At 42.2% G+C, this 20325-nt stretch carries 11 protein-coding genes and 1 pseudogene; 1 reads left to right on the top strand and 11 read right to left on the bottom strand.

The window, feature by feature from the left end; all coding sequences use genetic code 11:
* Positions 1-94: 94 nt before the first annotated feature.
* From DWZ47_RS28750 to DWZ47_RS28735, 4 genes are read right to left on the bottom strand one after another with little or no spacing between them, the layout of a single operon-like run.
* The gene (locus DWZ47_RS28750; RefSeq protein WP_117515548.1) at positions 95-1474 is read right to left on the bottom strand and encodes a sulfatase; all 1380 of its coding nucleotides are present in this window, start codon (positions 1472-1474) and stop codon (positions 95-97) included.
* A gap of 34 nt (positions 1475-1508) precedes the next feature.
* Positions 1509-2885 (bottom strand): arylsulfatase B, encoded by a 1377-nt coding sequence (locus tag DWZ47_RS28745; RefSeq protein ID WP_004305236.1) that lies wholly within the window; start codon positions 2883-2885, stop codon positions 1509-1511.
* A 55-nt stretch (positions 2886-2940) separates the two neighbouring features.
* Positions 2941-4311, bottom strand: coding sequence for a sulfatase (locus DWZ47_RS28740; RefSeq protein ID WP_117515546.1), 1371 nt, complete (start codon positions 4309-4311; stop codon positions 2941-2943).
* A gap of 18 nt (positions 4312-4329) precedes the next feature.
* Positions 4330-5922 carry an arylsulfatase gene (locus DWZ47_RS28735; RefSeq protein ID WP_182281592.1) on the bottom strand — a complete coding sequence of 531 codons (1593 nt, stop codon included), beginning with the start codon at positions 5920-5922 and terminating at the stop codon, positions 4330-4332.
* 230 nt (positions 5923-6152) lie between these two features.
* Here DWZ47_RS28735 and DWZ47_RS28730 point away from each other — a divergent pair, with 230 nt between their 5' ends.
* Positions 6153-8714 carry a hypothetical protein gene (locus tag DWZ47_RS28730; protein ID WP_117515542.1) on the top strand — a complete coding sequence of 854 codons (2562 nt, stop codon included), beginning with the start codon at positions 6153-6155 and terminating at the stop codon, positions 8712-8714.
* Between the two features lie 124 nt (positions 8715-8838).
* On the opposite strand, the pseudogene DWZ47_RS28725 reads toward DWZ47_RS28730, so the two are convergent.
* The 7 genes and pseudogenes from DWZ47_RS28725 to DWZ47_RS28695 form a co-directional block, all read right to left on the bottom strand.
* Positions 8839-10523 (bottom strand): annotated as a pseudogene (locus tag DWZ47_RS28725) (arylsulfatase).
* Between the two features lie 37 nt (positions 10524-10560).
* Positions 10561-11913, bottom strand: a complete 1353-nt coding sequence (locus DWZ47_RS28720; RefSeq protein WP_117515540.1) for a sulfatase — start codon at positions 11911-11913, stop codon at positions 10561-10563.
* A gap of 215 nt (positions 11914-12128) precedes the next feature.
* Positions 12129-13148, bottom strand: coding sequence for a DUF4973 domain-containing protein (locus DWZ47_RS28715; RefSeq protein ID WP_004299514.1), 1020 nt, complete (start codon positions 13146-13148; stop codon positions 12129-12131).
* A gap of 20 nt (positions 13149-13168) precedes the next feature.
* Positions 13169-15217 (bottom strand): RagB/SusD family nutrient uptake outer membrane protein, encoded by a 2049-nt coding sequence (locus tag DWZ47_RS28710; protein ID WP_004324420.1) that lies wholly within the window; start codon positions 15215-15217, stop codon positions 13169-13171.
* Positions 15218-15232: 15 nt separating this feature from the next.
* Positions 15233-18337 (bottom strand): SusC/RagA family TonB-linked outer membrane protein, encoded by a 3105-nt coding sequence (locus DWZ47_RS28705; RefSeq protein WP_004324419.1) that lies wholly within the window; start codon positions 18335-18337, stop codon positions 15233-15235.
* Between the two features lie 12 nt (positions 18338-18349).
* Positions 18350-19849 carry an IPT/TIG domain-containing protein gene (locus DWZ47_RS28700; protein ID WP_004324418.1) on the bottom strand — a complete coding sequence of 500 codons (1500 nt, stop codon included), beginning with the start codon at positions 19847-19849 and terminating at the stop codon, positions 18350-18352.
* Between the two features lie 17 nt (positions 19850-19866).
* A partial coding sequence (locus tag DWZ47_RS28695) for a DUF1793 domain-containing protein (protein WP_117515538.1) occupies positions 19867-20325 on the bottom strand: 459 nt, incomplete at its 5' end.

Below are 20325 nucleotides of genomic sequence, written 5' to 3'. Positions count from 1 at the left end.
GAAGATTATTTATTCACAATAGAAGAAGTACCACCAAATTTGACGAAGAACCTAAATCTCTTTCAGAGAGCAACAAGCGGTAGCATTACGAATATTATACATTGGCTGCTTTCTTCTGCTTATTCTTAGGAGCACGCGGCCGGTCTTTATCAGCTCCGGTATCATTTTGCTGTTTCATCCATTTTTGCAGTTCCATCGTCAGTTCTGCCTTCTTCTTACTATATTTCTTCACATCCGCCAGATTATTCATTTCGAACGGATCTTTCTTGATATCATATAGTTCGAACTCGGGACGATTCTTATAGCGATTCATGATTTTATGTGCCTGATCCGTGTCCTGTGCTTTCCACGAGAGATACCATTCTGCCTTTTCAATATGCTTTTCTACGTATGTTTCCTTCGGAGTCAAGTTCCAGATTAGACGATAGCGTCCGTCTGAAATAGAACGGATTGGATATGCCGGACCTTCCGGAACATTGTTGTGAACATGATAAGCATACTTATGGTGTGTCTTTGTTTTCCCTTGAAATACATCTACCAGACTCTTTCCATCTATTACGTCAGGCACCTTTCCGCCTGCAACATCGATAAATGTAGGAAGAAGGTCTTCATATTGCACAATAGCGGAAGTCTCCGTACCGGGTTTAATGACACCCGGCCAGGAAGCCACCATCGCCGACTTGACACCGGCACTCCAATTGGTCCATTTGGCTCCGGCAAATTGCGTACCCTGCTCGGATATGAAAATGACAAGAGTGTTCTGCAGCAGATTCTTTTCTTTCAGAATCTGCATAGCGTCACCCACCTGTTGATCGAGCAAGCCGACTTCTGCCAAATATCTGGCATAGTATTCACGTGTTACTTCCGTGTCGATAAACTGTGGCGGCAACTGAAGTTTCTTCCGGTCGAAAACGGAAGCGTCACCACCTGTCCAGGGAGCATGCGAATTAATAGAAGCCAAGACAAGGCAGAAAGGTTGGGAAGCATCACGCTCCATAAACTTCTCGATACCTTTGGTATGATAGTCAGTGTTTGGGCTTGTACAACCTTTGGGGAATCCCGGTACATCTTCGAACGGGAAGTTAGCCAAAGGTTTGATATGCCATTTCCCGGCCAATCCAACCCGATAACCCAAATTTCCCAGATAAGTGGGAAGAGATTTTACATCGGCATTGACCGAGCTATGGTTGGCACAACCGCCATGATGCATCGGATACATACCTGTATAAACACAATGCCGGGTAGGCGTACTCATCGAAACAGAATTATACGCACTGTTGAACTTTATCCCCTGTCGAGCCAATGCATCTATATGGGGAGTCTTGTTGTTGACTGCTCCGAAACAGCCTATATCGTAATAGGAGCAGTCATCGGCTATGATTAATAATATATTAGGCTTTGAAGGAGTTTGGGCAAACCCATTCCCTATCGCCAATCCGCCTAAGAGGCATAAACTAATCATTGATTTTTCCATCTTGTATTATTTTCAATTCATAGGGTTAACAGATTCAACGTACTACTTTCCATTCTTTAGGAGCTTTGAATCCGTCACGACCTTTACCGTAAGGTACTTCCGGTATACAAGGAGTGATCGTGTCATATTTCAGGGCAACCTCATACAAAGCTTTCACAATTTTCTCGTTTCCTGCGCTGGCATTTTTCTTTTCGTAAGGATCCGTTTTATAATCAACCAGAAAGTCCTGTTTCAAATCCAGTCCCGGTTTCATACCTTTTCTTATCAGTTTATAGTCTTTATTGACTACTGCTCCGTGTCCCAGATAAAAATCGCGGTCGATACAGGCCTTTTTACCGTTTAATACAGGGAGGATGCTGATACCGTCATATTCACGTTTCGGACGGCTGTGATCTCCTACCAAATCTTTCAATGTGGGAACAAGGTCAACAAAACCTGTCACCTGTGAACTCAAGTTCTTATATTGTTTCTCTGCCTTCTTCCAATAAAGAACAGCCGGTGCATGTACCCCTCCATCCCACTCGTCGAATTTATGTCCACGCAAAGGTCCTGATGAGGATCCCGGAACACCGGCAGTGCCGTTATCACTAAAGAAGATAAAGAAAGTGTTGTCCATAATTCCTTTCTTCTTCAAGGCATCTACAATAGCACCGATTCCCCTGTCCATACAAGAAACCATTGCACTGTAAGTCGCTTTTTTCTGTTCTTTCGGTGTCAGGCTGTCGAAATTGTCTGTATAGAGTTTTATATCTTTTTCCTGTGCCTGCAAAGGTGTATGAGGTGCATTATAGGCCACATACAACATAAACGGACCTTCTTTCTCGTATGCATCGATACAGCGGATGGCTTCTTTGGTTATCAATTCGGTAGAATATCCTTTGTCGTGGCAGGTTTCCCAGTCGTTGTGCCAGTCCAGTTCACCTTCACGCGTCAGGTCGAAATAATCTATCGCACCGTTCAGATGACCATAGAAATGCGAAAAGCCCCTATTCATCGGATAGTGCACTTTCTTGGTATGCCCCAGATGCCACTTACCAATAATGGCTCTGTTCTTATATCCGTTACGTGCCAGCATATCGGCCATCGTTTCTTCATTCTCATCCAGTCCGTCCTCACGCCAGGGCGGAATAACAGCCGAACGGACACCAAACCGGTTCGGGTAACGTCCCGTCATCAGCCCCGCACGGGTAGGCGTACTGATGGGAGAAGTGTAAAAGCGTTCGAGTTCCACTCCTTCGCCCACCAGAGCATCCAAACAGGGAGTCTTGATTTCACTACCATGAAACCCTACATCTCCCCAACCTAAATCGTCGGCCAATACAATCACAATATTAGGACGCTCTGTCTGCGCATGAAGAAATGCCGGAAGCAGAGTACATCCACAAAGCAAACCAAAAAATTCTTTTTTCATGATATACGATTTATAAATAACATTCTGTGTTTCATTCGTTTTGATGTGTGACGGCTTATTTTCTCTTTCCCGGCATGTGTTCGAAGGCACGCATCTCGGTAGGTTGTCCTTCGTCTCCACAATCCTTCATCCAGCGTTTCAACTCTTTATCCAAGCGGCTGATGGTAGAAGCTTGTTTCGCGTCCTCCGCCAGATTTTTCATACAATACGGGTCGTTCTTCACATCATACAATTCGATAGCCGGACGATGCTGGTATTTAGTCGTCATCGCTTTTGCATGACTATCCGTTTCCGCCAGACTTTTCCACTCTTTAAACAAAGGAGATTTTGTTTCAACATTCTGGAAAGTAGCTTCCGGGGTGAGATTGACAATATATCTGTATCGGCCGTCGTATACCGAACGGATGCCATAATAAGGCGATCCGGCATTGATGCCTCTCGTGGTCTGAAGGGAGAAAGAATATTTCTTGTGTGCTTTCTTCTTGCCTGTCAATATCGGTTTAAAGCTTTCGCCATCCACTTTCGCCTGCGGCTTTCCTCCTATTATATCGACAAAAGTAGGGACAATATCTACGTATTCTACCAACGCGTCACTTACGCTTCCCGGCTTAACCACTCCCGGCCAACGAACGATACAGGCAGAGTGTACCCCCGCATCATAACAAGTCCATTTGGCAAAAGGCAGGCTGTTGCCTTGTTCGCTCAAATATACGACAACAGATTTATCCGTCATTTTTTCCTTATCTAAAATAGAAAGGACATTGCCGAATTCCTGGTCCATATAATTGATCTCTGCCAGATAATGGGTAAACAACTCGCGAGTCTGGGGAATATCTACATACATAGGAGGCAGTGTCAGTTTGTCCGCATTAAATTGAGAGGCATCGCCTTTATTCCAGGGAGTATGCGGTTGATTGGAGGCTACAAACAGACAGAAAGGTTCGCCTTTCGCCTTGCAATCGGAAATAAAATTCTGAATTGCTTCAAAATTCAAGTCCCCACCTTTCAAAGGAGGCACGTAAAGGTCAAAAGGAAATACTGATTTCGGAGCAATATGCGATTTTCCGATCAATGCGACTTTATAACCCAACGGTTGCAGGTGGTGTACAACGCTCAATGTTCCTTCATTGGCACAAGTATGATTGGGGTAAGCTCCGCTGCGTACAGGCCATACACCCGTATATAAATTATGGCGGGTAGGTGACGACATCGGAACAGCCTGATAGGCTTGTGTGAAACGTACTCCCTGTGTAGCGAAACGGTCGATATTCGGAGTCTTCGAATCAACACTGCCATAACAGCCCAAGTCATAATGAGAACAATCGTCGGCTATGAACAATAGGAAGTTCGGTTTTTCCGTTTGTTGGGCGAAAGACAGGCTGGTAGCTCCCAAGACTACGGATGCACTTACTAGTAATTTATTCATTTTGTGTTCCTCCTTTATTTATTTCTTCGGATGTTTCGGTAATACAAAGTTTGAATTCGCCCATTTCTCCCATTCGGCAACTAACTTGGTAAGCACTTCAGGGTGCTGTTCTGCCAGATTGTTACGTTCGGTACGGTCTTTAACCACATCGTACAATTCCCATTCTTTTCCTTTTTCGTCGCGGATTGCTTTCCAGTTTCCCCAACGGATCGCTCTATTGTTTTGATGTTCCCAATACATATATTCATGCAGAGAGTCTGCTTTCTTCTGAATGGCAGGGAAAAGGCTGCTACCTACTAATGGATGTATTTTGTTTCCACCGTGATAAGTTTCCGGATAGGCGGCTCCTGTCGCTTCCAGAATAGTCGGCATAATGTCCGGCAGATAACCGGGAACACGGCACCATTCACCTTTTTTATTTTTCAGATTGCTTTTCCATGACACGATGAGAGGAGTGGAAATACCTCCTTCATAAGAGCGACATTTATATTTGCGGAACGGAGTATTGGAAACCTGTGCCCATGCTCTTCCGTAAGAAGGCATTCCACTATGAGTCGGGTCGTTGATTTCAGACACTTTCCCGCCTCCCAATTCAGCATAAGGTTCGGCACAAGCACCGTTGTCGGACAGAAACATGACAAGCGTATTATCCAACTTATGATTCTTCTTCAGGTAATCCAGTAGTTTTCCTACATTATAATCTACACAATGCACCTGTGCTGCATAAACGGCCATCCGGTAGGCTACTTCATCTTTTTCCTTCTCTGTCAGTTCGTCCCATTTCCGATTTTCCCATTCGGCAAACTCTGTGTTCGGATCAATGATTCCCAACTTAGTCATCCGTTTGCGTCTTGCTTCACGAATTTCATCCCATCCTTTCTCACGATAGATCTTCGTGAATTTTTGAATATCTTCTTCTTTTGCCTGCAACGGCCAGTGAGGAGCGTTGAATGCCAGATATAGGAAGAAAGGTTTATCATCTTTCTGCTCATCAACAAAGCGAATCGCGTAATCGGTAAATGCATCTGTTGTATAATAAGGTGCTTCCGGCTCCGGAAGTTTTGTATTGTCAAGGGTTAAGCCGCGTCCTCCCGATGGACGGAGATAACTGCAAGCTCCTGCCAAAATTCCATAGAAGCGTTCAAATCCCCGTTGCAAGGGCCACTTTTCTTCTCCATGCATTCCCAGATGCCATTTACCTGCCATATAGGTATGGTAGCCGCCTTCTTTCAGAACTTCGGCTATTGTGACACAATTGCGGTTGAGGAATCCTTTGTATCCGGGTACACCCCAATCATTCGGACTCTTCTGGCCGGGATTTTTAAACGGGTCTTCGGACATCTGACCGATACCTGCCTGATGTTGATATAGCCCTGTCATTAAACTGGCCCGGGCAGGGCAAGAACGTGAAGTGTTGTAGAATTGTGTGAAACGTACTCCTTTAGATGCCAATGCATCAATATTAGGGGTCAGTATTTCTCCACCATAGCAGCCGATATCGGAATAACCCATATCATCTACCATAATCAGTACGACATTCGGCTTTTCTTGTGCCGAACAAAACGATGCCATCAGTAAGGGGGCAGTCATTAAGAAATTCTTCTTTACCATAGTATTATCAATTATCTGGAAAACAAAAATAGAGAAGTTTATGGAAAAGGAAGGAAAAATGCTAATCAATAAAGAACAAAATCAGGTATATATGCTATCCAACAGATATACAATGCGCCCATGAACTTTTATTTCTACTCTGAATAGTTTTTTTCCTTTATTGAACAATTAGTTTTCTATTTTTAGGTCAATATATTCTAACTTTGCATTTTAGTTAAAAACCTATTGAAATGAAAAACAAACGAATTCTTTTTCTTCTTTCTTTTTGCTTATCACTAGCAATAGCATGGGGAGAGATTCCTCCTGCCAAAGTTATATTCCAACAATACATGAACCAAGCCCAGACATTTGCCAACAACTTCCCACGGGAGAAAGCGTATTTGCATTTTGACAATACGAGTTATTATGTTGGAGATACGATCTGGTTTAAGGCTTATGTCACCCTTGCCGAACAACAGATTTTCAGTCAGATCAGCCGCCCCCTGTATGTGGAACTGGTGGATCAGACAGGACATATAGCAGATAAACAAATCATCAAACTGACGCAGGGAGAAGGGAACGGACAATTCGTTCTTCCCCGTTCCATGTTATCCGGCTATTATGAGGTACGTGCCTATACCCGCTGGATGCTTGCTTTCAACGAACCGCAGTATTTCTCACGTACTTTCCCGATTTATCAACTTGCGAATAGTGATAAGCTGGAACGTAGTATCACGACTTACGAACTTAGTCCGTCGATGGAAAACCGTCCGTCAGAAACTAAAGAGAAGTTGAGTGTGCGTTTTTTTCCCGAAGGAGGGCAATTAGTGGAAGGAGTGACTTCGCAAGTGGCTTTCAAGGCGGAGAGTAAAAACGAAGGGAATATAGAATTGTCAGGAACGATCTATACCAAAGAAGGGGCAGAAATCACTTCTTTCGAGACTTTGCACGATGGAATGGGGCATTTTGAATATACACCTTCTGCACAACCAGCTGTTGCCAAAGTCGATTTTCAAGGAAAGAAATATGAATTTACCCTTCCACAGGCGTTGCCTAACGGGTATGTGTTGAGTACTGTCAACAATGCCGGTGCCCTTTTGGTGAAAGTATCCTGCAATGCCGCTACTCCTCAAGATACATTGGCTGTATTTATCAGTCATCAGGGACGGCCGTATGTTCATCAATTGATTAGTTGCCGGGCGGACGCTCCACAAGAGTTCATTCTGCCTACCCGCAAACTACCGGCAGGCGTACTGCAAGTCAGCCTCATCAACCGAGCTGGTAATACGTTATGCGAGCGTTTTGTCTTTTCCAATCCACGTGCTCCTCTACAACTATCCGCAGAGGGACTGAAAGAGGTGTATACTCCCTACGCTCCTATTCGTTGTGAGTTACAGGTAAAGAATGCCAAAGGAGAACCGGTATCAGGAGATGTATCGGTCAGTATCCGGGATGCCGTCCGGTCAGATTATCTGGAGTATGATAACAACATTTTCACTGATTTGCTGTTAACATCTGATTTAAAAGGATATATCCATCAGCCCGGTTATTATTTTGCATCACCGTCTCCCCGGAAGCAAACGGAACTGGATATATTATTAATGGTGCATGGATGGCGTAAATATGATATGAGCCAAGCCATTTCTACTTCTCCTTTCACTCCGTTGCAGTTACCGGAAGCTCAATTAGTGTTGAACGGGCAGGTTAAATCAACGATCCTCAAAAATAAGCTGAAAGATATTGCACTTAGTGTGATAGTGAAGAAAGATGACCAATTTATCACTGGAGGAACCGTGACCGATGAAAACGGTCGTTTTACCATTCCTGTAGAAGACTTTGAAGGAACCACGGAAGCGGTGATCCAAACCCGGAAAGTCGGTAAAGAACGCAACAAGGATGCATCCATCCTGATCGACCGTAATTTCTCACCTGCTCCCCGAGCCTACGGCTACAAGGAGCTTCATCCTGAATGGAAGGACTTGACCCACTGGCAACAAAAAGCCGAGAATTTTGATTCTCTATACATGGATTCTATCCGGAAAGTAGAAGGGCTTTATGTATTGGATGAAGTGGAAATCAAAAGCAAACGCCGGCAAGGAAGTAATATGGCTACTAAAATCAATGAGAAAAGCATCGACGCTTATTACGACGTACGCCGCTCTGTAGATTTATTACGTGACAATGGGAAGATTGTCACAACTATTCCGGAATTAATGGAAAAGTTAAGTCCGCAATTCGATTGGGATCGTAGCAATGACAAGCTTACTTATCGGCAGAAACCGATCTGCTATATCATGGATAATCACATTTTATCCGAGACAGAGACTCAAATGATGTTGACCGAAGTGGATGGATTGGCTTCTATCATCATCAGCAAAGGAACCGGAGGCATCGATGACGAGATTATCCAAAACACCAAAATGTCCGAAGTTACGGATAGTACGGGAGTGGATATCAGCAAACTGGATAAATACAGTGTTTTCTACCTGATTCCCCTACCCAGACGCGATGTATTGAACAAAAGTCAGACTGCCGTACTTGGTACCCGGCAAACAGTCATTCAGGGATATACTCATGCACTGGAATACTATTCACCTGCCTACCCGACCAAAGAATTGTATATGGATAAAGTGGATAAAAGACGGACGCTCTACTGGAATCCGTCTGTACGGACAGATGAAAATGGAAAAGCTGTGATTGAATGTTATAATAACCAATATTCCACTCCGGTGATTATTCAGGCGGAAACGATGAGTAAGGATGGACAAATAGGAAGTATGAAGTATTCTACAATCGGGCAAGCGGAGCAATAGTTCTTGTTGTAGATAACCTCATAGCAGATATTATTAATGGGGATGAAGTTATTCTTGATCCGGAATCCTTCATCCCCATTATTCTTTCAATGTTCTATTCATTCCGTTTTAAATGGAATGACAGTTATTTCTTTTTTTGTCCCGGGTAAGGTTCTACCATGCAACGCTTCGCCCATGCTTCGTATGCTTTTGACATTTCTGCCACTTTCTCCGGATATTTAGCAGCCAGATCATGTTGCTCGCTCCGGTCTTCATTCAGATTGTACAATTCCCATTGAGAGTTATTTTTCGGGCGAACCAATTTCCAGCCATCATTGGAAAGAAAAGCACGTTCGTTGAAGTGTTCAAAGCCCAGATAGTCGTGTCCCTTGCGATGTCCGGTCTTGAAGATAGGAAGCAAGCTCTTTCCTTCTATCGGAAGAATATCATGTCCTTTATAGGTAGTTGGATATTCAGCATCCGCTAAATCGACACAAGTAGCCATGATGTCCATTACATGCCCTATTTCAGATGTCATGCCACCCACGTTCTTTTTAATTCCTTTCGGCCAATGAGCAATCATCGGAGTACAGATTCCTCCCTCATAAGATTTAGCTTTCCAAAAGCGGAATGGAGTATTCGCTACATTAGACCAACGGGCTCCCAATGAAGCGTATGTAGTCTGTGGTCCAGGCAATACTTGTTTATTACGCGGGTAAATGATTTTCTTTCCATCACGAGTCATATCCGGACGGTCGTTCTCTCCACCAGACATGTTCTGGCAGTCTTCATTACTGCAACCATTATCAGACAAGAAAAGAATCAATGTATTATCAAGCTGTCCGGTCTTTTTCAAAGCCTCGATAATTTGTCCAATACCCTGATCTACACGGTCGATCATTGCAGCGTGAACGGCCATCGCACGGGCATCCCATTCTGCATGTGGATTGTCTTCCCATTTGTCATGAAACTGACGTTCGGACAAAAAGTTATCCATTCCCGGGAAAATACCCAACTGCTTTTGACGTTCATAACGGGCATTACGGATAGCTTCCCAACCTACTTTATAAGTATCCTTATATTTCTCAATATCTTCAGGAAGTGCATGCAGCGGCCAATGCGGTGCTGTATAAGCCAAGTACATAAAGAATGGTTTATCATCCTTTGCATATTCTTCTACCTCCTGTACGGCACGATCTGAAAGGGCTTGGGTTATATAATATCCTTTAGGTACTTCCTTTATAGGCACTTCACCTTCTACTAAACTGAACGGATCAAAGTAATCCACCACTCCATAAATCACTCCATAGTGAGAATCAAACCCACGATTGACGGGATAATGACATAAATCAGAGAATGTATCATGGAAGACACGGTGTGCCAACCATTCGCGTTGGTCTTTACGAAGTGGGTCTCTGCAACATGCCATTTCCCAACCATACTGGTAGTATATCCTGCTTCTTTCAACACCTCGGCAATAGTAACGGCATTGCGTGAGAGTGTTCCGCGATAGCCCGGCAAGTGAGCATCAAAGGTCATTCGTCCGATTCCGGCTTGGTGCTGGTAAAGTCCCGTCAACAGGGAAGCACGAGTCGGGCAACTACGACTTGCATTATAGAAATGATTAAAGCGTACTCCTTCTTGTGCCAGTTTATCCAAATTAGGAGTATGAATCTCGCTACCATAGCATCCCAGATCGGAATAGCCAAGGTCATCTGCAAGAATTACCAAGATATTAGGACGTTTGTCCGATTTCTTGCCTTTCGCCTCTGCTGCAGAATGGCCAGCAACCATCAAGGCGGTCGGTAATAGTAATAATTTAGAATTCATAAGTTTAATATTGGTTTATAATTTGTTTTTCATTGTATTACTCTTTTCCTTTGTCTTTGTTTTCCGCAAACCATTTACATACTTTTTTGCTCAACTTAGCTACGACTTGCGGATGCGACTGCGCCACATCGTTTTTCTCGAATTTGTCTTTTTCAATATCGTACAGCTGTGCATCGCTTCCATCACTATTTATCAATAGTTTCCAGTTGCCACTGCGTATAGCCAGATGAGGACTTCTGTCGTTTGCATTTCCCGGTTTCTTAAAGAATTGGTTTCTACCGAAATCCCACATCAAATCCGTTTTACGTTTAGCTTTCGATTTACCCAGAAGAACTTTATCATAATTTTGTCCGTCTCCCCGGTAACCTTTCTCTGTTTCAATTCCGGCTATCGCACATAAAGAGGGATATAAATCGACTGCACACAGTACGCTCTCATTATTCACTTGTCCAGCCTTTATTTTCTTGGGGTATTTTATAAGGAACGGCATACGAATTCCACCTTCATAAAGGCTGTTCTTCGTTCCTCTTAAATAAGCAGCACGAGCGGATTGGAAACTGGGCGCCGGTCCATTATCACTAGTGAAAATCACGATTGTATTTTCCGACAATCCCAACTCATCCAATGCTTTGATAAAACGTCCGATCTGTTTGTCCATTTCAGCAAGAACAGGGATGAAGGCTTCTTCCGTATTCCAGCTTTTGTTATCCTTTTGCTTAAATTCCGGTACCCAAGGAGTATGCATATCATCCGGCCAGAGATTCAAAAAGAAAGGCTGGTCTTTATGACGTTTGACAAAGTCGATGCTCTTGTTTACAAAGTACTCGGTACGTCTCCAGCGTTTTACGCTGTCTTTGGCCGACCATATCCAGTTCGTAGCAGTGATTGCCGGTTCCGGGTCCGGACTTTCATACGTCGATATATATTCGTCAAAACCATAATTTTTAATAGAAGGTGCATTGTGCACGTCGCGCCCGCCTCCCATGTGCCATTTACCTATGTGTCCGGTGGCATAACCTGCACTTTGGAAAGCACGTGCCATGGAAGGATTCTTGTCACTCAAAAAGTTACGCTGTTCACACTTCTTGTTGCTGGCTTTATTATTTAAAAAGGTATTAATTCCTACTTCAATCGGGAATTTGCCTGTTGTCAATCCGCAACGTGAAGGTGAGCTGACCGGTGCGGATGAATAATACTGATTGAATAACAATCCGTCCTGCGCTATCTTATCAATATTCGGAGTAGGAACAAACTTACCTCCATAACAACCGATATCTCCGATTCCCATATCATCTACATAGATGACGACCACATTGGGTTTTGTCTCTGCCTGCATACTGGCCACGGGTAATAAAGCTCCCAACCAAGGCAAATGTTTTTTGATGTTCATAATTATTCTGATTTAATTAACTATGCTTTTTGTCGGTTTTTGTGTGACTGACTTATGTAACAAAAGTAGAGAAGTTTTTTAAGAGAAAGGGAAAAATACAAATCAATAAAGGAAAAAAACAGGTAAACAGAGATGGAAGTAACTAATCAGGATCTATTACAAGTAAATAGGGAAGATATAATTTCCATATCTTCCCTATTTCATTATCTATATTATTACCATTCAATCTGCTGGTCTTCATCCGGAATCTGCGTATTGATATTCCGCAGAAGCGTCATACTTCCTGCTACTCTATACTTGATAGGAATTACTTCTGTACCACTACCTCCATAAGTAAAATCTTGGAAGTCGTATTCAAACATAATTTGAACATAACGACGTTCCAAATAAGGGCGTGTCGCGTCCATAACCGAAGTACTACTATAAGTAGGCGTCCCAATCAGTTCAAACTCCATTTCGTTACTTGGATCATCCTGCTTCATATCCAATGTTCCATCTTCTTTGAAGTGCACATTAATTTTGTATTTCTTACGCATATCCTTATCCATATCCTCATTAATCAAACCGGCATAAAAGAATATGGAATTGTTATCTACCACATATCCTGTACGCTTGTCCGTCGTTCTTGCATTCGTATCAGGCTTACCATTTATATAAGTGTACACTTTCATGGAAGAAGCTGTGTACGAACCGGAATAATTATTAAAAGGTACTACCTTCAACAAAGCTTTTGCATAGTTCTTGCGCGGATGACTTTGATAAGCATAGGATCCATCATCAACAATGGTCAACGGTAAAACCCATTTTTCCAACATATCAATGTCTTGCAAATTAAAATCTATATTTAATAGTTCTACGCACGAACCGGCAGGAATATGTACTGTTTCTGGAAATTCATATTTGTCTTCCTCCATTTCCGTATACCATAATTCCGGACGATAAAGACTAAAACGTTCGATATTCAGTGTTTTCAGCGTATCCTTATCTACTGCTATATGTATATCTCTGTCTTGGCTATTCACTGTAGAGCCACTGACAATGATAGGTAGCTGATAGGTCACTTTTCCATTGTCCTTATACCTAACGTAGATGGTAGTAACACCATCGCTTCCTGAAGCGATAGGCGCTTTGAAAGATACGTATTGTTCATACTGCTCATCTTCCCACTCATTATTACAAGCGGTTCCCAAGACGATGACAGCCAATAAACTTAAATAAATATATATATTCTTCATATCATATTCTTATTAGGAGATTAATCATTGTATGTCCATCCCGGGTTCTGCGTCAACCGTTTATTACGTTTTAACTCATCGTGGCTGATAGGCCAGAAATAGAGTTTACGTGAGAAGGCAGTAGGTAAGTCTGCAATTTCAATCGGAGTATAGAATTGTTCTCTCTGCTCTTCTACATCCGACATATAGAAATTACACCCGTAATTTTTCTTGGATTCTTCCACTTCTGCATCTTTCCATCTACGCAAATCAAAATAACGCTGCCCTTCGGCCATGAGTTCAATCTGACGTTCACGTTTCAGTTTCTTACGGAATACATCCCGGTCCTGGTACTCTGGCATTGTATAATCGGGTACACCCGCACGGCGACGTACTTGTCTGATGCCTTTTTTCATTTCATCAACATCACGTTTGACGGAATAACTGGTAGATCCATCCCACGATGGAATGTCGTACGAAGATCCATCTTCCAGTTCATTCAACGCTTCGGCATAAATCAACAGAATCTCGGCAAAGCGGATGGCAGGCTCTGCTTTCGCTTTGATTTCCTTACGATTCGTATCGTCTGGATGCACATATTTCATGATACCGATCCCGGATCGTAAATAGACACCGGTACCAGAGAAACCGTCAGTATTGATACCGTAATAATAGTTAACTTGTTTCTCAACGTCATTCTTATAATCTGTTGTCTCTGCATTTTTCAGCAAAGCCCATACGCAGCCATTGAACGAAACGGATGCATAGAAACGCGGTTCTCTATCCGCATATTCCTTATATACGCCTTCCTTTATTTGAGGATATGTGCCTGCCTCAACTTCCTTTTTGGTAACAAAACGTGTACCGGAAGGATATTCTTCTTTAAAATGTTCTCTACTGAATTCGTCTCCGTTTGCCATATAATAAGCATCACACATCTTTTGTGTCATACCATAAGCATTATTTCCTCCACCCAAAGTTTTCGGCATTTGAAGTTTCACCATTTCAGCAATACTATTGACCCCTTGATTACGCCCACGGCTGAAAATCAACTCCGGGTTCTGATACATCGCTAACGAACCATTGAAAACTGCCCGGTAGGATTCGTAAGGATCTATATCGCTATAGCCACCTTCGTTCCATGTCTTTGTCGAGAAGTCACCATCCTGATAAGGGGTAATGGTAGCAGGATATCCGGGTTCAGCAATGTTAGTTGCCTTTTTGTGGTAGAGTTCATAACGATGACCGTTGTTCTCACCGGGAAGTTCCATCACATCTCTTGCCGCAGCTGCTGCTCTTGCCCACTTATATTCATTGTATTCCTGGGACATCAGACAATTTCCTTCATAGTCTACCAAATCCGAGAACTTATCCGGATCTCCCGGACGGGGATTATTGATAGGACTCGCTGAATATATCAATGCTCTGGCACGAGCCGCCAATGCTGCTCCCCGTGTGGGACGCGCCACCTGATTAATGGCTCGGGTCAGAGGCAAATCCTTGGCTGCCAGACGCATCTCCGATTCAATATATTCCACACATTCATCATACGAACTACGTTGAATTGCCAAATCATCATAATCGGAAGTATAGTCAAGCCCCTCATCTGGTAATAAAGGTACAGGACCATATTTGCGAAGTAACAACCAATAATAGTAAGCACGAACAAAACGTGCCTGCGCTTTCATATCAGCTCTCTCTTCTTCCGTATACTTCGTATTCATATCAATATTTTGGATGAAGATAGATGCTTGACGAATACCTTTATAACTATCGCCCCACGAATGACGGTAACTCTCATCATAAGTACCGGTCTTGAACGTCTTATACGCATCGAGACTATTACCACCGAAGTAAATGTCATCGGCAAAGTTAGTGATTGTATTAAGCATGTTAGACACTTCCAAATTGTATCCGCCTAAAAAGGAATAGGCATGTGCTAACCATTCTTCCGTAGATTCCTTGTCGGTAAAAACATCCTCCAAAGACCGGCGGTCTTTAAAATATTTATCTGAGTCGAGGTTATCCGAACAAGCAACGGCAATTACACTCAATATAATACCAATATACAGTTTATATATCTTTCTCATTTTTCATGCATTTAATTAGATATTCACAGTTAATCCCAAAGTAAATGTCTTAGCAAGCGGATATTTTTCTCCGTTAGAACTTCCCATTTCCGGGTCCCATTCTTTAAATTTAGCAAACGTCAAGATGTTGGTACCAATGAAAAAGACACGTATCTTGTTAAACCGTATCTTGTTCACAATCGATTTCGGTAATGTATAACCCACTTCCAATGTTTTCAAGCGTAAATAAGAACCATCCCTGAGCCAGTAAGTAGAAGCTCTATAGTTATTATCGTTCCCTCCATAACTAAGCCGGGGATACGAAGCATTAGGATTTTCATTAGCCGGAATACCCAATGTGGCAGCTGTCTCCGCATCGACATAGCGGTCTTTCACCAAATTCGTCAGGACATTTCCCCACTGACTACCATTAAAGGCATATACGGTAGGGCCATTAATGAAGAACGAAGACTTGCCTGCTCCTTGGAAGTGTGCATTGAAGTCGAAGCCTTTCCACTGTGCAGAAATACCAAAACCATAAATCAAGTTAGGCTTCGTTGTTGCACCAATAGCTACCTCATCACTGCCATTAATAATTCCGTCTCCATTGACATCTTTATATTTAATGTCACCCGGTTGCACCTTCCCCCAGTTAGTTTGCTGCGGGCTATTGCGTATATCATCATAATCTTTAAACAATCCCAAAGCAATTAATCCCTTCGCCTGATTAACCCTGTAACCAGCCTCCTTTTGATAGGGATAAACTGCATTTTCTTCGTCTTTCTCCAGAATCTCATTCTTACTGTAAGTAAAGTTACCACGTACAGTCAGATTGACTTTACCTATTTTCTGCTTGTAAGCAAAATTACCGTCAAAACCTTTCGACCGCACACTTCCCACATTCGCTTTTGGATAAGTATTTACACCCACAATGCCAGGTAGATAATTACGTTCCATATAGATACCATCACGCTGTTCATGGAAATAATCTACAGTAGCCGTAAACTTGTCATTGAATAAGGATAAATCCACACCTGCATCGTGCTTGGTCGCAATTTCCCAAGTGACATTGTTGGAGGCCAGCTGCGTATACTGCATTCCTGTATACACATTGTCCGGAGAACCGTAATCACTCCAAGTCCAGCCATTTCCATCATCCTTGATTGTGTACAAATAGGGAAAACGATATGTTGTATCACCTATTTTAAGCTTATCGCTACCCACTTTGCCATAGGAATAACGTAACTTGAACATATTCATCCATTTCAGATGTTTCTTTATAAACGTTTCTTCTGCTATATTCCAAGCGAGAGAAAACGCAGGGAAAAAGCCGAAACGATGTCCATCAGCAAAATTTTCCGAACCATTATAGCCAAAGTTAAAGTCAGCAAAATAGCGATAGTTCCAGTTGTAACTTACCCGACCGGCCAATCCCATGTGACGTTTGGCAATCCCATTCTTTACATCCGTTCCAATATCAACTGTTGTCCGATAAGCATCCTGACTATATTTCAATGTTCCACTCAAATGATGCGCGTGAAATGCACGGTTATATTGTAAAAATGCTTCCAGGAATTCACGGCGTTCACCAGTAGAGGCACTGGTTTGCTCCATCGGTTTTTCGGCACTTTGTTGGTTGAAGATCACCTTTCCCTCATCATTGCGATCTCTTTGGGCACGCCATGTTTCCGGCATTCTTATCCGGTTTATTTCACTCTGATTATTCGTGTCGAACCCGAAACGTCCTTCAAAACGCAGGCCTTTAGTGATAAAATCCAACTTTTGTTCCAAAGAAATATTGGTCTGAATTTTATTATTCCAGATTTCTTTATAACCACTCTGTGTAGCAAGTACCCAAGGATTATTGCGATTATCTTCTTTCCCGTGTGCAGGAATGTAACCATTAGAATACATCACAGGAATACTGATTGGACTCTGCCCCATCAATGAAGTCCATACGTTAGAGCCCTGCCCCGGTGCATTACGCTTCTTTAATGAACCGGATACGCCTACTTTTACAAGAGTAGTCTTCGTTACATCAATATCCGTATTCAAACGGTAATTCCAACGTTGACTACTAGGATTAGTATTATAATCCTTACGCATGGCATCATCCGTTTTGTACATACCTTCTTCATTCACATAACTAAGCGATACAAAATAACGCGCCGTGCTACCTCCGCCACTCATATTCAGATTAGCACGATAAGTCATAGCTCCATCTTTCAACAGGACATCCATCCAGTCTACATTCGGATATAAATCCGGGTCAAGTCCCAATCGCAGAATTTCCATTTCGTCATTCTGATAAATTCTCTCTTGATTACGAGTTATACATGCTTCATTCATCAGCATGGCATAACTGTAACCATCTGCAAATTCCGGTGTGATGGTACGCGCATTATAAGAAGTCTCCACTTTAGCATTAATCTTAATCTTACCTTCTTTACCATGCTTGGTAGTAATCAACACTACACCATTTGCGCCACGAGAACCATAAATCGCGGTTGTAGAAGCATCCTTCAATACAGTAAAAGACTCAATATCCTCAATATTGATTTCATCTAAATCGCGTTCAAAACCATCAACTAATACTAATGCGGAGCTATTAGCACCAAAAGTGGATATACCTCGAATCCAGAATTCAGAAGTATTCACACCCGGTTGTCCGGAAGTTTGCATGGCAAGGACACCTGATACATTTCCGGCCAATGCATTAGAAAGATTCGCCGTAGGATTTGATTTCAGCACCTCTACATCTACATTCGTCACTGCACCAGTCACAGTCAATTTCTTCTGCGCACCCGTTCCCGTAATTACTACTTCATCAATTTCTCTAGCCTCCGATTCTTTCATTGACACATTGACCAGATTTTGGTGCTTCACCAATATTTCTTGTGTATCAAAACCAATATACGAAAATACCAAACGAGAAAATTCCTCTATGTTTATCTTGTAACGTCCGTTGATATCTGTTATCGCTCCTAAACCAGGTTTGTCTTTCACTGTTACATTGACACCAACCAATGGTTCTTTATTCATATCTGTCACAACTCCCGTTACCTCAATAGTCTTCTCTTGAGCAAAAAGGGAAACAGAGACTAATAACAGACAAATCGTAATAAATTCTTTTATTCTCATGTGTTCTTCTTTTTATTGATTTTCTTGGTCCTGATTGTCATTAGATTCTTCTCCAACTAAATCGTCAGATGCCTGTTCTTTAGCAATCTTCCGGATCTTATAATTTCCCGAATCACCCACATAGAAAGTCTTTGTTACCTCATCGTAAGCCAAAGCTACCGGTTGATTAAAGCGAGCTCTCTCACGTACTTCTCCATTTTGCTTACCCCATTTATAGCTACTTGCAGAGGCAGAACCGCGTCCGGCAAACGTAGAAACCACCCCATCCGGAGTCAATATTCGAATACAATGATTCTCTTTATCTGCGAAATAGAAGTCATACCAATCATCCTTATTAGCAGCCTTATACTCCTCGTTAAATACGAAAACACCTTGACCTGGTTTATTGATGCGTGCATTGATACCTACAAGATCCTTATAATCAGCCTGACCGGATTGTCCGCACACAATATATGGAGTTACCAGTTTTTTAGTCTCCTCATCATAATTGGAACGAAGTATATAATGCGATTCATGCATGATGATATAAACATATTTACCTGTTGGATGAGGAACCATACTAAAGTCAACCGTCTGATTAGGTACACTAAATGCCAAAAAGTCATTCAACCCTGCTCCACCAGGAACTTCCGGATTGTTATTATAGCCGTTTTCTTCAAAATTATATCTGTACACATTGCCTGTTGCACGATGATTGAAGTAAAGTTCTCCCGTTTGTGGAAGCACCATAGACCCGTTACAAGCATTACCACGCGCCAAAGCGACCCAACTAGACTCTTTGAAATCTTGTCCGTCTGTACTGCTTCCACGCTTTAAAATAATATTGTTTCTATTCTTAGCACCACCATTCTGGGGAGCAGCCAATATCATATCACCATCATTAGTCCATGTAATAGTAGTTGCACGGTTGATATTATTTAGTTCCTTAGTATAGATCATTTCCTTTTCCAAATCTAACACTCTCAGATTTCCTTTATTTTGAGACAAATAAAGAATATTAGAATGTTGGGGATCAAAAGAAAACCAAAAAGGATAGTCTATCTTTCCACAATCGTCAAACGGACCAGTGTCTACAATATTTCCCTCTCCCAGTTCATCTACATCACCACATAAGTCTGTTACTACCATTTGTGGTTCGTACTGATATTTTTCAGATGCTATCACAGTTTGTTCACCTATCTTTATTTCTACAGTTCCTTCGAAACAGCTCTCCGGCGTGGAGCAGTAGATACTGGTACCTTTAGAACTAATGACAATGGCTTCTTTACCACCTACCTTAACAGAAATAATAGAACAATCTATTCCAAAGTTGCTACCATAGATTATCATTTTCTTCTTTCCACCTCCCGATTTAGGTGTGAAATCCGTCACTTCTACTGGCAGATTCGGATCATAAGGCGCTGATGTATCGTCTTTGCTATCTTTGCAGCTACTAAAACAGACTGCCAAAATGAATACCAACATCATGCATTGTAGCCCTATGTTCCCATGTTTCATAGTTTTACATTTCATAATACACTAGATTTAAATTATTGATTGTTTTGAACTTTATCCATTAATACCTTCATCCAGTATCCTCCGATCACCGAACGGGCTCTGAAGCCCACCCATTTTCCACTGTCTGTGTGGTGCCAGTCACTGATAGGTACACGAGATACTGTTTCATTGATATATTTATAGACAGGATCAGAGAATTTCTGGAAGGTTTCCTTATCTGATGACATAGCTGCCGTCCACATGATCCAGTCGGATTTTGTGTATTCTTTACGAGAATCCAAAGGGAGTCCATAAGGATTCTGTTTTGTTAGATAATAATTGAGCTCTTTTCCAATTACATTATTAGGAAATAAATTCAGGTTCCACAATTTGTCCCAAACCATATTATACTTCTGGCTCCAGGTATTCTTACGGTCGAAAGCCAAGCGATAGTGGTCGCCCTCATTCGCCATTTCTTCCCATTTCACTGCCATTTTCTTGGCTATATCCGC

Origin of the sequence: Bacteroides sp. AF32-8BH (assembly GCF_003435205.1) — a bacterium.
GTDB lineage: Bacteria > Bacteroidota > Bacteroidia > Bacteroidales > Bacteroidaceae > Bacteroides > Bacteroides ovatus.
This window is presented reverse-complemented; position numbering and strand designations above follow the sequence as displayed.

Excerpts from the sequence above, each read along its gene's own strand:
- DWZ47_RS28740 (WP_117515546.1), bottom strand. The coding sequence starts at position 4,311 with ATGAATAAATTACTAGTAAGTGCATCCGTAGTCTTGGGAGCTACCAGC.
- DWZ47_RS28750 (WP_117515548.1), bottom strand. The coding sequence starts at position 1,474 with ATGGAAAAATCAATGATTAGTTTATGCCTCTTAGGCGGATTGGCGATA.
- DWZ47_RS28710 (WP_004324420.1), bottom strand. The coding sequence starts at position 15,217 with ATGAGAAAGATATATAAACTGTATATTGGTATTATATTGAGTGTAATT.
- DWZ47_RS28715 (WP_004299514.1), bottom strand. The coding sequence starts at position 13,148 with ATGAAGAATATATATATTTATTTAAGTTTATTGGCTGTCATCGTCTTG.
- DWZ47_RS28705 (WP_004324419.1), bottom strand. The coding sequence starts at position 18,337 with ATGAGAATAAAAGAATTTATTACGATTTGTCTGTTATTAGTCTCTGTT.
- DWZ47_RS28735 (WP_182281592.1), bottom strand. The coding sequence starts at position 5,922 with ATGGTAAAGAAGAATTTCTTAATGACTGCCCCCTTACTGATGGCATCG.
- DWZ47_RS28700 (WP_004324418.1), bottom strand. The coding sequence starts at position 19,849 with ATGAAATGTAAAACTATGAAACATGGGAACATAGGGCTACAATGCATG.
- DWZ47_RS28720 (WP_117515540.1), bottom strand. The coding sequence starts at position 11,913 with ATGAACATCAAAAAACATTTGCCTTGGTTGGGAGCTTTATTACCCGTG.
- DWZ47_RS28730 (WP_117515542.1), top strand. The coding sequence starts at position 6,153 with ATGAAAAACAAACGAATTCTTTTTCTTCTTTCTTTTTGCTTATCACTA.
- DWZ47_RS28745 (WP_004305236.1), bottom strand. The coding sequence starts at position 2,885 with ATGAAAAAAGAATTTTTTGGTTTGCTTTGTGGATGTACTCTGCTTCCG.